Genomic DNA, 13,608 nt, shown 5'->3' on the forward strand with positions numbered 1-13,608 from the left:
CGGTCGCGGGACGGGGGCTTCGGTCGTGAATCGGTGGCGCGTTAGAGCGACGCGGCGATCCGGTCGCCGACCTCGACGGTCGAGGCGGCGCCCGAGCGCGAGGCCAGATCCTTGGCGACGGCGGCCTCGATGCGGGCGGCCTCCTCGGTCTTGCCGAGGTGGTTCAGCAGCAGCGACACCGACAGGATGGCGGCGGTCGGGTCGGCCTTGGACTGGCCCGCGATGTCGGGCGCCGAACCGTGGACCGGCTCGAACATCGACGGGTTGGTGCCCGAGGCGTCGATATTGCCCGAGGCGGCCAGGCCGATGCCACCGGAGACGGCGGCGGCCAGGTCGGTGATGATGTCGCCGAACAGGTTGTCGGTGACGATCACGTCGAAGCGGCCCGGGTCGGTGACCATGTGGATGGTGGCGGCATCGATGTGCTGGTAGGCGGTCTCGATGTCCGGGTACTCGGCGCCGACCTCGGCCACGGTGCGCGACCACAGCGAACCGGCGAAGGCCAGCACGTTGTTCTTGTGCACCAGGGTCAGGTGCTTGCGGCGCTTGCGGGCGGTCTCGAAGGCGTAGCGGACCACGCGCTCGACGCCGAAGCGGGTGTTGGTGGAGACCTCGGTGGCCACCTCGTGCGGGGTGTTGACGCGGATCGCGCCGCCGGTGCCGGTGTACGGACCCTCGGTGCCCTCACGCACGACCACGAAGTCGATGTCCGGGTTCGAGGCCAGCGGGCTGGTGACGCCCGGGTACAGCTTCGAGGGGCGCAGGTTCACGTGGTGGTCGAGCTCGAAGCGAGTGCGCAGCAACAGACCGCGCTCGAGCAGGCCGGACTGCACCGACGGGTCGCCGATGGCGCCCAGCAGGATGGCGTCGTGCTGCTTGAGCTCCGGGATCACGTTCTCCGGGAGGATCTCGCCGGTGGCATGGAACCGCTTGGCTCCCAGGTCGTATGCGGTCTTCTCGACACCGGGCACCACCACATCGAGCACCTTGAGGGCCTCGGCGATGACCTCGGGGCCGATACCGTCGCCCGGAATGACAGCGAGTTTCATGAAATCCATGCTCCGTTTCGATAACGCGCGGGTGGTCCTCTCCGCGCTGACAGGAGAGTCCCGGCCACCATAGCCGGTGCCGCGTTAACCCCTTTCACCAGGGCGAATCACTCCCAACCAGTGGGATCGGGGCCGCTGGCTCCGGCCTCCAGCGAACGCACCGGGCCCCCTCCACTTTTCGTGGCGGGGGCCCGGATCGCGTTGTGCGAGATCGACTAGTCGAGGCTGACCAGGGCGACCTTGGCGGCGCCGACGGCCTCGGCGATGGCGGACTGCACCTCGGCCGGGACGTCCTTGTTGACGCGCAGGACGACGGTGGCGCCCTGGGCCTCCAGGTCCTGGGTCAGCTGGGCGGCGAGGATGTCGATGCCCGCGTCGCCGAGCTTGGTGGCCAGGCGGCCCAGCTGGCCCGGCTTGTCCTCGTAGTTGAGGACGGCCAGGTTCAGGCCCTCGGCGCGCATGTCGTAGTTGCGGCCGTTGATGTTGACGATCTTCTCGACCTGGGCGGGCTCGGTCAGGGTGCCGGCCACGTTCAGGGTGCGGCCGTCGCCGAACACGGCGCGCAGGTCCACCAGGCTGCGGTGGGTCGGGGACTCGGTGTGGGTGGTGACGGTGGCCTCGAGGCCCCGCTCCTTGGCCAGCGACGGGGCGTTGACGAAGGTGACCGAGTCCTCGATGAGGGCCGAGAACACGCCGCGCAGCGCCGAGAGCTCGAACACCGCAACGTCTTCCGAGGACAGCTCGCCGCGGACCTGGACCTCGATGGAGACCGGCAGCTCGCTGGCGAGGGCGCCCAGCAGCGCGCCCTGCTTGCGGACGATGTCCAGCCACGGGGCGACGATCTCGTTGACCGCGCCGCCGGTGACGTTCACCGCGCCGGGCACGAACTCGCCCGCGAGGGCCAGCTGCACCGACTTGGCGACATCGGTGCCCGCGCGGTCCTGGGCCTCGGCGGTGGAGGCGCCCAGGTGCGGGGTGACGACGACCTGCGGCAGCTCGAACAGCGGGCTGTCGGTGGACGGCTCGGTCTCGAACACGTCGATGCCGGCGGCGCGCACGTGGCCGGAGGTGATGGCGTCGGCCAGGGCCTGCTCGTCGATCAGACCACCGCGGGCGGCGTTGACGATGATGACGCCCGGCTTGGTCTTGGCCAAGGTCTCCTTGTTCAGCATGCCCTTGGTCTCGGGGGTCTTGGGCAGGTGAATGGAGATGAAGTCGGCGCGCTCGAGCACCTCGTCCAGGGTCAGCAGCTCGATGCCCAGCTGGGCGGCGCGGGCCGGCGAGGTGTAGGGGTCGTACGCGACGATCTTGGTCTCGAAGGCGGCGAGACGCTGCGCGAACAGCTGGCCGATGCGGCCCAGGCCGATGACGCCGACGGTCTTGCCGAAGATCTCGACACCGTTGAACTTGCTGCGCTGCCAGGTGTGCTCGCGCAGGGTGGCGTCGGCGGCCGGGATCTGGCGCGCGGCCGAGAGCAGCAGGCTGACGGCGTGCTCGGCGGCGGTGTGGATGTTGGAGGTCGGCGCGTTGACGACCATGACGCCGCGCTCGGTGGCCGCGGGCACATCGACATTGTCGAGGCCGACGCCGGCGCGGGCGACGATCTTGAGGTTCTTGCCCGCCTCGAGCACCTCGGCGTCGACGGTGGTGGCCGAACGGACCAGCAGCGCATCGGCTTCCGGCACGGCGGCCAGCAGCTCCGGACGGTTCGGGCCGTCGACCCAGCGAACCTCGACGCCGGAGCCCAGCGCGTCGACGGTCGACTGGGCGAGCTTGTCGGCGATCAGAACAACAGGGCGGCCTGCTTGGCTCACGGTGGGGTACTCCTGAGGAAGGGATCCGGGATTTACGGGCGTCAGCTTAGTGGGCTGGGAATCGGGGCGCTGTACCGCCTGGTAGGCAACTGCCATCAAAGCCGTGAACTGCGGGTTTCCGGAGGGCCGCGCGCGTCCCACGGGGAACAGGCCGCGCGGTACGGCTCGATTGGGGCGATGTGATTCGGGCCGCTATTCCTGGGCAGGCGTTCAGGTTCGGGCCCGCGGACCCGCTGGTCATACCGGCGACGGGGGCACCCGAGCGCGGAATCAGGCCTCGCCGCACAGGCATTCGAGATAGCCGAAAGCCCGGCTTCGGAGCTACGGAGTCCGAGGCCGGGCTTTCGAAAGTCGAGTAATCGACGTCAGTAGTCCTTAGCGACCGAAAGAGCCGGTCCACAGGGTGTTCAGGATGCCGTGCAGAGCGGCCGAGCCGGTGTCGAGCAGACCGCTCAGAGCAGCGGAACCGGTGTCGATGATAACGGGGATCATGGAAATACCTCTTCTGAAATCCGTACGAACTTTCTGACGTGGAGCCTATCGGGCCGATTTCGCGGCCCGTTACGGGGGATTAACACGATGTGACCGGCGTCACGGCCTCGGAATTCTGTGGCCCCCTTCATATACGTGTCGAATTCCCGCCATATAACGCGGCTATCACGCCCCTAATTCTGGGGGCTCTCTGCGCGAAAAACGCATGGACCAGCGCGATCCCGAGCGCTACCGTCGCCTGCCATGACCCTGCGTTCGATCCCCGCCTCCATGGACCCGGCGGTGGTCGCCACGATCGACGGCGAACTGGACCGGATCGTGCGCGAACACCGCGTCGACGTGCTGCTCGCCATCGAGAGTGGCAGTCGCGCCTGGGGATTCCCGTCCCCGGACTCCGACTACGACTGCCGGTTCGTCTACCTGCGCCCGGCCGACGACTACCTCACGCCGTGGCCCGGACGCGATGTCATCGAGACGCCACTGGTGGGGCTGCTCGATGTCAACGGGTGGGATCTGGTGAAGGCGCTGCGGCTGCTGGTGAACGGCAATGCCGTGCTCATCGAATGGCTGATGTCGCCGATCGCGTATCGCGGCGACCCGCAATTCCGGGACGAATTGCGCACGCTCGCGGACGATGTCGCCGACCGGCAGCGGGTGGCCCGGCACTATCTGCACCTGGGCCGGCGGCAATGGCGGCTGTTCGATTCGAACAGGTCATTGAAGAAGGTGTTCTATTCATTGCGGCCCGCCATGGCATTGCGGTGGATGCACGAACACCCCGATAAGGCGGTGGCCCCGATGCATTTACCGACCCTGCTGGCCGAATGCGAGCTGCCGCGTGAATTCGTCGAGTCCGTGCGGGAATTGACCGAGCTGAAATCACGCACGCGTGAAATGGGCGCCGGGGACGTGCCCGCGCCGATCGCGGACTTCATCTCAGCCGAGTTCGAGCGCGCCGCGCTGGAGTTCGCGACCGTCGATCCCGCGCGGCGGGAGCGCGCGCAGGCGCTGGCGGCGGAGTTCTTCCGGAGCCAGGTGCGGGGCTGAGAGAATCGTCCGGACGTCGCCCGCGCCGGGGCCCGGTTCAGCCGCCGCGCTGGGAACGCCTCGATCGGTGTGGGCCGATGAAGACCAAGGCGCACCAGCTCGAGCGGAGGTCAGCGGTCGGCGCCCGCGATGACCCGCACGGCCACCGCCTCCGGCCCCGGCTTGCTGCCGCGCACCTCGAATTCCACGCGCTGCCCCTCGGCCAGCGACCGGAATCCGGCGCCGGGTAGCGCGGTGTACTCCACGAACACGTCCGGGCCCTCGCCGTCCGGGCGGAGGAACCCGAACCCTTTCTCGCTGTCGAACCACTTCACCGTGCCGTGCACCATTACCAAACTTTCTCGAACTCGATCACAATTCGCGCCCCGCGCGTGCCGCGGTCCATGGTGTCACGGTCGCGGCGCGCGCGGGTGGTCGCCCGAGCCCGGCGCGCGCCGTCCGGGCTGCGCGTCCGGACCGAGGCGACCATGTGCTCTGTTATCGAATTCCCCAGCCGCCGCGTATCACTCGCGGCGGACGGATGCTCCGCTCAGCCGGCGCGCACCGTGCCGGTGGGCGGCTCGTCGGCTCCGCGGTCGGAAACGCGCATGGCGTAGACCCGTTCGAGGAAGTCGCGGTGGGCGCGCAGGGTGGCGTCGAGCAGTTCGCGCCAGGTGCGGCGGTCCACCCGCTGATCGCTGACCAGGGAGGACAGCGAGGCCGGGCCGAGCCGGTCGATGTGGTCGACGATGAAAGTCAGTCGCCGGCGCGGGAATTGCGCGCCGATGCGGGGGTTCTCGTCGAGGAAATGGTCGAGTTCGTAGAGGTAGTTGACCGCGCGGTTGTACTCCTCGTCGGTGAGGTGGTAGTCCATCCGCTTGATCTCGACGATCCACAGCTCGCCGGAGTCGTGCAGCAGCACGAAGTCGGGTTCGCGTTTCTCGCTGCCGATGGAGGAGGTCACCAGTGGCGTCCCGAATTTCTGTGCGTACCAGCGTTCGAAGCTGGCGCGCACCCGTTTGAGGGATTCGTTCATGCCCAGTGGCGTCCATTCCGGGGCGAGCAGCCACGGCGCGGATTCGATCAGCTCCTGGAAGGGGCGTTCCAGGGAGCGGCGGTCGTCGATGAGCGAGCGCAGCCGATCCACCACGGCGACCCGTTCGCTGGCGATCTGGCCCAGCGAGTAGATCTCGGCGACGCGGGCCCGTTCGAAGAGCGCGACCACCACATCCAGTTCCGGATCGGCGTCCTCGGCGATCTCCTTGAGGGTGTCGAGCAGGCTGCGCTGCGGGCCCAGCGACAGCGCCAGCCGCAGCATGTTCTCCAGGTGCGCGGGATCGTCGAGCGAGGCACGGTCCTTGTGCGCCACCAGGATTCGCGCCGCGTCCAGGACCGAGTCACGGAACAGGCGGTCGCCGGGGGCGATGGCGTCGAGGGTCTCGTGGATGCGGGAGCGTTCCACGAACTCCTCCCAGACCCGGCGGCGGACGGACTTCTCGCCGAGCCGGCCGATCTCCTTGATCAGGGCCTGGCCCCATTGCGCGAGGGCCTCGCCGCGCGGGGAGTTCCAGATGATGTCCTGGCGGTCGGAGCGGACCAGGTCGTCGTCATCGTCGAGCCAGTCCACCTCGATCGCGCCGACCAGGTAGGAGCGCAGTTTGAATTCGCCGGTGAATCCGGAGGAAATGCCGAAATCCCGGGTCTGCGCGACGATCTTGCCGCGCGCGTAAATGCGCACCCCGGCCATGGCCTCGTCCCGGTACGGCTGTTTCGAATAGGCGATCCAGCCGGTCACCGGCAGGTATTGCCGCCCGAATCGGACGGGGACGCGGCTGACGTCGATGCGGGTCTCCTCCATGACGTCGATCGGCAGGCGGCTGAGGACGAAACTCTCCCGGCCGATGGCATTGCGGACCTCCACCCGCCAGTCCTGGCGTTCGATTCCGAAACGCGCGGCCAGTTGCCGGTTCAGTTCGGTTCCCGAATTCACCCTTTTCCGAAAGAAATTGCGCAGGATGATCGTGGTGCCGCGGCTGGCGGTGACCGTGCCGTCGAGGGCGCCCGGGCGCGGGAAGTAGTCGCTCTCGGTGTCGCAGAGCATGTCGTCGAGGTCCATGACGATGTGGGAGACGTTCCAGCCCATCGGGGTTCGGTCGTCGTCGCGGCTGCCCGCGGTGATCACCTCGATGGTGCGGCAGATGCCGAAGGCGGCCAGCTTCCCGATTCCCTTGCGCCCCATCACCGGACGCCGCCGTTCGCGCGACAGGTCGGAGCCGGTGCGGACCCGCCGGTCCGAGCCCACCATCAGGTAGTGCTCGTTGACCTCGGCCGCGGTCATGCCGTGCCCGTTGTCGGAGACCACGATCTCGTAGGCGGGTTCGTCGGCGGACCTGATGGTTCCGGCCAGCATCGCGCCCCACGGCAGCACCACCTCGACCTCGGTGGCGTCCGCGTCGTAGGAGTTGGCGATGAGTTCGGCCAGCACCGCCGAGACCCGGTCGTAGAGCCGGATGCCGAGCTTGTCGATCGCCAACCGGCTGATGCGCATCGTGTACTTGCGGTCCTCGCGATCCTGCGCGGCCACATGCACGTCGTTGTACATGGTGGGCCCCCAATTGCCCTCAGGGCAGCCTCCGTTCAGCTACCTCTGAATACGATGCAACGCCGATTGATTAACAACGCGCTGAACATTCACCCACCACTTCGTCACGGTGTGATTCCAGGATTCACCTGGCGATAGCCCAGAGCAACGGCAAGATCTCGGCAACCGCTTCCGTGTCCGGATGGAAACCGTTGAGTGACAGTCCGGTCGGTTCCGGGCAGAATGCTCCCCGGCGGACAGCGCGGTCCGCCACCCAAGACGACAGGGGGAACGGTGGCCGATAGTCGGATGATCGCGGCGCGACAGCGCTTCTTCGGCGCGGACGCCGTGGACCCGGACAGCGGGGCCGTGCGCGCCGATCAGGTGCTCGTGTCCTGGTTCGGCTGCGCCAGTTTCGCGGTGGCCATGGGCGGGGTGGTGTTCCTGCTGGACGCGTGGGTGCCACGCGGACTCACCGCCGGGTACGTGCCGACCACGCCGGAGGAGGTCGCGGCGCTCGAACCCGCGGCGATCTTCATCGGGCACGGGCATTTCGATCACGCCGCCGACGCCGGGGCCATCGCACGGGCCAGCGGGGCCGTGGTGCACGGAACGGCATCCCACTGCGCGACCGCACGCAAGCAGGTCGGCGGGGCCGAATTAGCCTGCCGGGAGCTGGGTTCCGATGCCTCCGTACCCGGCGACCGCTACGACTTCGAACTCGCGCCGGGGCTGTCGGTGACCGCCGTCCGGCACCTGCACTCCGCGCGCACGCCTCGCCACGAGGGGCCCGACGCCTCCGCGCCTATCCGGCCCAAGCCCTGCCTGTGCGATATCCGCGCCTATCCCCCGGGCCGGTCCGAGGCCGGGCATCTGGCCCGGAACCTGCTCGCGCCGGAAGGCGGGGTGCTGCTCTACCAGTTCCGGCTCGGCGATTTCGTGCTGACTTGGCACGATTCCTCGGGGCCGCTGCTGGACAAGGCCCCAGCCGTCCTCGACGTCCTGCGCGGTCTGCCCGCCTCCGACGTGCACATCGGCGCGGTGCAGGGCTACAACCAGTTCACCAATGGTCTGCGCGATCCACGCAGCTACATCGAGGCACTGCGCCCGAAAGTCTTCGTGCCCAACCACCACGACAACTGGCTGCCGTTGATCACGGCACGCGGCGAGGCGTTCGTGACGCCTGTGCACTCCGAGCTGGAACGAATGCCCGAGGACGAGCGCCCCGAGATCCGGATGCTGCTGGACCGCGAGGACTATCTCGCGCCGGGCCGATTAGCCTTCGACCTCTCGTAACAGTGCAGGCACACGATCTTCTTCGCGAGCGGCGCGAGCGAGCGGAAGATCGGTGTGGCCACCCGCGAATACGACGGCGCAGCGTTCCAGTTACATAGCGCCACAGCAGCATCGGGCGCATCTTCATCACGCTCTGAGCGCCCGGTGGTCTATCCCAGGGCGGACCGACAGTCAGCGGAAGCGGAGAACCATTGTGACGCTGGTGGTTCCGGCACGGTTGATCATCTCGGAACCGTCTATCTCGACGAAGCCGAGCCGCTGGTACAGCCGGTGCGCCGGATTCTCCAGTCGCACACTCAAACTGACGGCGTCGTACTGTTCGCGGGCCGCATCGAGCAGCGCGGTCATGAGGGCTGTGCCGAGGCCGGTGCCGCGGCTCTCGGGCGCGACACCGATGGCCAGTTCCGGAGTGTCGTCGTCGACGTACCCGTAGCCCGGGTCCTCGGCGGTGAGCAGCCGCAGCCACGCCGCGCCCAGCGGAACTCCGTCGAATCCGCCGATGACGCCGAGATCGCCTGCGGCTCCCCAGCCTTCCACGAAGTGCCCGAGACCGGGCACGTCACGCAGTTGGTCCGGGGAGTCGAAACCTTGCGCCCGGGCATAAGACGCTTCGTAAAGCATCGCCCAGAGGAGCTTCTCGTCGGATGGGTCGGCGGGTCGAACGAACATGGGTTCAGCCGATCACGAATTCCGCTGATGTGCCAGTGAATTCACGGTTGATCCCGGCGGCGTCGCGGCTGTCGCCCGTGTACTGGATGCGATAGCGCCCCGCGGGCGCGCTGTCGGGGACCGTCCACTGGATGGCGATGGTGGAGGCGGCGTCCTGACCGGCCGGGCGGGACCAGTGCAGCTCCGTGCACCAGTCGTTGTCGTCGTAGACGCGCCGCCAGTCGTCGCCGGTCCCCTGTTGGACCTCGAAGTAGGTGCCGTCGAGCCGGAAGTTGTTGTTCGGGTGCGCGCCGACGAATTCCACCGAAACCGTCTGTCCCGCCGTGTAGTTCGCCTGCGGCTGGGTGAGCACGTCGCCGTAGGCGCGACCGGCGTGCGGGGTGTCGGCCGGGACCGGGGCGAGCAGGTTGGGCTGCAGCCCGAAGGCCCAGTCCAGCGGTGCGGGCCCGCGACCGAGGTCGATGCGCGCCGCCAAAGCCTTTGCGAGCCGGTCGAATTCCTGCATGTGCGCCGACAGCGTCCAGCGCCCGAACAGCGTCTCGCCGCCCTCGTACTGCTGGCTGGCGTACTCCTCCGGCGTGGTCACGTACCCGCAGTACCCGTTGGCGTAGCCCTGCAGCAGCACGTTCTCCAGCGGAACGTTGAGCGCTCGCGCCACCAGGCGCCGGATCCGCAGCCCCGACACGACGGTGTACTCCGCGGGTCCGGAGGCGAGCACCAGGTCGCCGATCCGCATCAGCTGCAGCGGCACCACCTGCGGCACCCACGGCCGCGGCGGCAGCACGCCGAGCGGCGCGAGAATCAGCTTGGGCGACTGCACATCCTGCATCCAGTCCTCGATCGGCGAGTTCAATCCGCCGAGCGCCGCCACCATCGGGTTGGCGTCACCTTCTTGCAGGAACGACAGCTGCGAGTTCCAGTTGTCCTCGGTACTGGTCGCCATGGCGGCCGCGCCCATCATGGCGGGCGCGGTGCGGGCGGGCTTCCCGTCCGGGGTGTACGCGCCGTCGATGGCGGTGTCGGACAGATCCACGTAATGCAGCACCGAGTCGACGCCGGTGCTGCTCATCGGCGCCGCGGCGTCGAAAGCCCTGCGGCCCGCTTGATACTGGCGTTCACCGATCATCGCGCAGTTGGTGCGATTGTCCTCGGTGGGCCCCGACGGGTGCATCTTCTGGATCCACAGGTTCGGCGTCATATCGCCGGCATTGGTCTGCGGGAACGCCGCCACGAACGAGGGCGGCCCGTCCAGGTGCCGCACCCCCATCTCGTCATGCTCCCAGCGGTAGCTCGCGTACCCCTTGTTGTCCTGCGAGATCAACGTGTTCCGGTCGGTCATCGACGTCCCGTGCGTGGCGAACCAGGTGATCGCCCCGACGTCCTTGCCACCCTGCCGGAACTTCAACACCGTGAGTTGCGGGTCGATGGCGTCCGGGAAGGCGGCCTTGTCCTCCGCCGGATTGTCCTCGAACGCCCCCCGCGACCGGTTCACGCTCGCGTCGTGCAACTCCCCGCGCCCGAGCATGATCGCCCCCGGAGCGAGGTTCTCGTGCGCGTTGACGATCGCCTTGACGATCCCGTTCACCTCGGCATCATGCGAGTTCTGCTGAAACCCCATGGCCGCCAGCGAATACGCGTACTCCCGCGCGGAGCCGCCACAGGAGTTATGGTTGTGCGTCGCATTGAGGTTGACATTCCGCTCGGTGTACAACCCCCCGAACCGCTGCTGCAACTGCTGCATCACCACGAGGTGCACCGACTGGAACAAGCAGGCATTGTCCGTGTTCACGAACGCTACCCGATCCCCCGTCGCCTGATCCACCACGACGTAGGCGCGCGCGTAACACCGCGACAGCAGCCCCGTAGTGATCTGATCAGCCTCCGAGTACCCCATCATCCCCTGGCCCGCAGGCGCTCCGGTGATATCAGCGATCCCGACCCCGACGAGGTACCCGGCCCCAGCTTCCCGATGCTTGATGGGCTGCGCCCCAACAATATTCGCACCAAAAGCCACACTGGCCCCCACGCCACCAACAGCAGCGCCAGCCAACACAGCCCGCCGGGACAGACTCATCCGAACCCTCACTATCCGTCACCGCGCCACAGCGACCACGAGCCGCCACGCCAAAGAGTGAACCTGTTCCATTCCAGGTTCCCCGCAGACTAGTCGGTCACTTGACCAATTTCTAGCCATCCACCTGGAATCGCGCCCGCCACCCTATCCGCCGCAGCCCCATCTCGCCCCTCACACGCGCCGATACCGCCAGGTCACCGCCAGTCCGCCCCGCAATCTTCACACGCTCAGGGTTGTCCACAGCTCGCGGTGTTCGCCCAGTTCGCGGTGGGCTGTCATCGCGACAGCTCTGCCACGCTCGGACAGTGATCCGCACCCGTGCCGAACTCCGAGCCGAAGGCGTACCCGACAGCACCATCGACTATCGCTGCCGCCAGGGCGCTTCCACCCGACTGCTTCCCGGGATCTACTGCACCGTCGAGCCGACCACTATCGTGAAATGCCATGCGGTGATCACATGGCTCCCGTCCGCCGTCCTGAGCCACCGCACCGCGGCGTGGCTGGCCGGGATGCTTCCAGAACCACCACAGATCGAGGCAACCGCTCCGACCACCATCCGGCGAAGGACACCGTCGTGGCTGCATCTCTACCGTCGTGACCTCCGGCCGGACTGGATCGACTTCACGTCCGACCTGCCTATGACGACTGTTGCCCGCACTCTGCTGGATTGCCTTCGGGTTCTCTCGAAGTCCGAAGCCGAGGCTTTGATCGACAATCACGCTGGTCGTACTGTGCGACCACAGGATCTGGTCGACCTCTGTTCGGGCCTACACGGGTCACCGGCCTTGCGAGCGCAGCTCAGAGCAGCCGCAGCAGGCTTCGCGTCGGAACCAGAACGAATTTTCGCCCGCGCCATGCTCGAGCGGAATATCCGTCTGCTCCCGAACCATCCGGTCGGCCAGTACATGTGCGACTTCGTGGACGAACACTCGTCCACCATCATCGAGATCGACGGACGTGAGTTCCATTCGACTCCAGCAGCGTTCCGACATGATCGACGTCGGCAGAACGCGCTCGCCCTCGAGGGTTGGTTCATCCTTCGGTACGCCGCGGCCGACGTCTTCCAACGTCTCGATGCGTGCGCGGACGAAGCAGCTGCGGCGATTCGCCACCGCCGGCGAACCCGCTGGCGCCCCTGACTGCCCTATCCCTCCAAAACACCCCTCCCCCAGTCAGTTTCCTGACCAGCATCCACCAGTTTTGGAGCCGGAAGCCAACCACACCTCCAAGCAATCGTTAAGCCACCCTCAAGGCCACCACGATCAACTACCTCCGCTGAACACTTCCGTTCCAGCACAAATCAATTGATATCGAGCCGCAAAGGTGAACAGCATGGAACCGACGTCCGCAGTCAGAATCGCACTCGCAGCCGCCGCCACCGCGACCGCGGCAACCGTCATGGCCGCGCCGGCGCACGCCGACCTGTATCCGAACGCCTGCCTATACGTGGACAACCAGATGGCCGGCACCGCCTACATCACCGTCCACAGCAGCATTCTCGGCGATGTCGACTGGAACATCAGCCCTTACACGTTGTCGTCCTTGAACTACAACGACAACCCCATCGCGACCGCCACCGGCGGATGGAACATCAGCTATACCCCCGGCAGCGCACAAACATCCTGGCGCTACGAGCCCGGCTGGGCCCCCGCGTCGGGCTGCAATGGCTCCTGGGTATTCACCATCAGCTAGCTGCCTACTCGGTCTCGGCCGCCAACGCGATCAACCGCGCCCGCACCAGATCGGGCCGCTCGTCGACGACGAAATGCCCGCACCCGTCCACCAATTCGAGCGTGTAGTCGTCCGCCTTGGCTGTCTCCGCCGCGGCCAACGAATAGTGCACCGCCGCATCATCTTTCCCGAACAGCGCCCGCACCGGCATCGATGCCCGCCGGCGCTCCGGATTCCGTATCAACGCGGGCACCTCCCGCAACAGGAACGTCCGATACGTATCCCGCGCAGCCCGCGCAACCACCGGATCCTTGAACCGATCCGCGAAGATCGCAATCGTCTCCGGATCGAACCGACCCTCCCCGTTTGCAGCCGCCCCGAAAAGCGCATCCAAGAACCGCGTCCGCTGCTGCAACGGCACCCCCACACTCGCCATCAACGGCTGATACGCCAACAGCCGCCAGAACTGCCGAGCCACCACACCGGCCGGCGACCACGGATGCGCCATATTGCAGACCAGAAACCCCCGAAACCGCTCAGGCTCCCGCAGTATCATCCTGAACCCAACGAACCCACCCCAGTCGTGCCCGACCAGCAGCGTCTTCCCCACCCCGAGCGCATCCATCAGCGCGAACAGATCACTCGCCACATCATCCTTGGCCCACCGATGCCCCGCGGCCCCCGACCACCCGTACCCCGGCAGATCCGGCGCAATCACCCGCATCCCTACCGGCGGATTCCCCAACAGATCCCGGTACACATAGTGATGCTGCGGCCACCCATGCAACGCCAACACAGGCGTCCCCTCCCCGGCCTCCGTCACATGGAATCGGACACCCCGCGCTTCCACAAAGCTTCGACGAACACCCGGGATTACCGGCGGATCCTGATCAGCAGCCATAGCCCACGCTACCCCGCCAGTTCGCGGACCTGCTC

Annotated in this window: 11 protein-coding genes; 4 read left to right on the forward strand and 7 right to left on the reverse strand. The window is 67.2% G+C overall.

Annotated elements, in window-relative coordinates; all coding sequences use genetic code 11:
* Positions 1 to 41: 41 nt before the first annotated feature.
* On the reverse strand, positions 42 to 1,049 hold the full coding sequence (locus ABZ382_RS33875) for a 3-isopropylmalate dehydrogenase (protein WP_357097590.1): 1,008 nt from the start codon (positions 1,047 to 1,049) through the stop codon (positions 42 to 44).
* Positions 1,050 to 1,264: 215 nt separating this feature from the next.
* Complete coding sequence (gene serA / locus ABZ382_RS33880; protein ID WP_357097592.1) at positions 1,265 to 2,863, reverse strand: phosphoglycerate dehydrogenase; 1,599 nt, start codon at positions 2,861 to 2,863, stop codon at positions 1,265 to 1,267.
* A gap of 735 nt (positions 2,864 to 3,598) precedes the next feature.
* Here serA and ABZ382_RS33885 point away from each other — a divergent pair.
* Positions 3,599 to 4,402, forward strand: a complete 804-nt coding sequence (locus ABZ382_RS33885; RefSeq protein ID WP_357097594.1) for a nucleotidyltransferase domain-containing protein — start codon at positions 3,599 to 3,601, stop codon at positions 4,400 to 4,402.
* Positions 4,403 to 4,512: 110 nt separating this feature from the next.
* On the opposite strand, the gene ABZ382_RS33890 is transcribed toward ABZ382_RS33885, so the two are convergent.
* Together ABZ382_RS33890 and ABZ382_RS33895 are read right to left on the reverse strand one after the other, a co-directional pair.
* Entirely contained in the window at positions 4,513 to 4,731 is a 219-nt protein-coding gene (locus tag ABZ382_RS33890) for a cold shock domain-containing protein (RefSeq protein WP_357097596.1), read from the reverse strand.
* A 200-nt stretch (positions 4,732 to 4,931) separates the two neighbouring features.
* Positions 4,932 to 6,983, reverse strand: coding sequence for an ATP-binding protein (locus ABZ382_RS33895; RefSeq protein WP_357097598.1), 2,052 nt, complete (start codon positions 6,981 to 6,983; stop codon positions 4,932 to 4,934).
* A gap of 273 nt (positions 6,984 to 7,256) precedes the next feature.
* Between ABZ382_RS33895 and ABZ382_RS33900 the strand changes: the two genes are divergently transcribed.
* Positions 7,257 to 8,258, forward strand: coding sequence for an MBL fold metallo-hydrolase (locus ABZ382_RS33900; protein WP_357097600.1), 1,002 nt, complete (start codon positions 7,257 to 7,259; stop codon positions 8,256 to 8,258).
* Between the two features lie 171 nt (positions 8,259 to 8,429).
* On the opposite strand, the gene ABZ382_RS33905 is transcribed toward ABZ382_RS33900, so the two are convergent.
* Positions 8,430 to 8,927 carry a GNAT family N-acetyltransferase gene (locus ABZ382_RS33905; RefSeq protein ID WP_357097602.1) on the reverse strand — a complete coding sequence of 166 codons (498 nt, stop codon included), beginning with the start codon at positions 8,925 to 8,927 and terminating at the stop codon, positions 8,430 to 8,432.
* Between the two features lie 4 nt (positions 8,928 to 8,931).
* The gene (locus tag ABZ382_RS33910; RefSeq protein WP_357097604.1) at positions 8,932 to 11,001 is read right to left on the reverse strand and encodes a neutral/alkaline ceramidase; all 2,070 of its coding nucleotides are present in this window, start codon (positions 10,999 to 11,001) and stop codon (positions 8,932 to 8,934) included.
* Between the two features lie 305 nt (positions 11,002 to 11,306).
* On the opposite strand from ABZ382_RS33910, the gene ABZ382_RS33915 reads away from it, so the two are divergent.
* Together ABZ382_RS33915 and ABZ382_RS33920 are read left to right on the forward strand one after the other, a co-directional pair.
* Entirely contained in the window at positions 11,307 to 12,140 is an 834-nt protein-coding gene (locus tag ABZ382_RS33915; RefSeq protein WP_357097606.1) for a DUF559 domain-containing protein, read from the forward strand.
* Positions 12,141 to 12,333: 193 nt separating this feature from the next.
* Positions 12,334 to 12,693, forward strand: coding sequence for a hypothetical protein (locus ABZ382_RS33920; RefSeq protein ID WP_357097608.1), 360 nt, complete (start codon positions 12,334 to 12,336; stop codon positions 12,691 to 12,693).
* 4 nt (positions 12,694 to 12,697) lie between these two features.
* Here ABZ382_RS33920 and ABZ382_RS33925 read toward each other — a convergent pair whose 3' ends face one another.
* Positions 12,698 to 13,573, reverse strand: coding sequence for an alpha/beta hydrolase (locus ABZ382_RS33925; RefSeq protein WP_357097610.1), 876 nt, complete (start codon positions 13,571 to 13,573; stop codon positions 12,698 to 12,700).
* Positions 13,574 to 13,608 lie beyond the last annotated feature (35 nt).

The sequence above is a fragment of the Nocardia sp. NPDC005825 genome (genome assembly GCF_040630175.1).
Classification (GTDB): domain Bacteria; phylum Actinomycetota; class Actinomycetes; order Mycobacteriales; family Mycobacteriaceae; genus Nocardia.

What these genes read in the sequence shown, in the direction of transcription:
- ABZ382_RS33925 (WP_357097610.1), bottom strand. Translation starts at nt 13,573, where the DNA reads ATGGCTGCTGATCAGGATCCGCCGGTAATCCCGGGTGTTCGTCGAAGC.
- ABZ382_RS33920 (WP_357097608.1), top strand. Translation starts at nt 12,334, where the DNA reads ATGGAACCGACGTCCGCAGTCAGAATCGCACTCGCAGCCGCCGCCACC.
- ABZ382_RS33885 (WP_357097594.1), top strand. Translation starts at nt 3,599, where the DNA reads ATGACCCTGCGTTCGATCCCCGCCTCCATGGACCCGGCGGTGGTCGCC.
- ABZ382_RS33875 (WP_357097590.1), bottom strand. Translation starts at nt 1,049, where the DNA reads ATGAAACTCGCTGTCATTCCGGGCGACGGTATCGGCCCCGAGGTCATC.
- ABZ382_RS33905 (WP_357097602.1), bottom strand. Translation starts at nt 8,927, where the DNA reads ATGTTCGTTCGACCCGCCGACCCATCCGACGAGAAGCTCCTCTGGGCG.
- ABZ382_RS33895 (WP_357097598.1), bottom strand. Translation starts at nt 6,983, where the DNA reads ATGTACAACGACGTGCATGTGGCCGCGCAGGATCGCGAGGACCGCAAG.
- ABZ382_RS33910 (WP_357097604.1), bottom strand. Translation starts at nt 11,001, where the DNA reads ATGAGTCTGTCCCGGCGGGCTGTGTTGGCTGGCGCTGCTGTTGGTGGC.
- ABZ382_RS33890 (WP_357097596.1), bottom strand. Translation starts at nt 4,731, where the DNA reads ATGGTGCACGGCACGGTGAAGTGGTTCGACAGCGAGAAAGGGTTCGGG.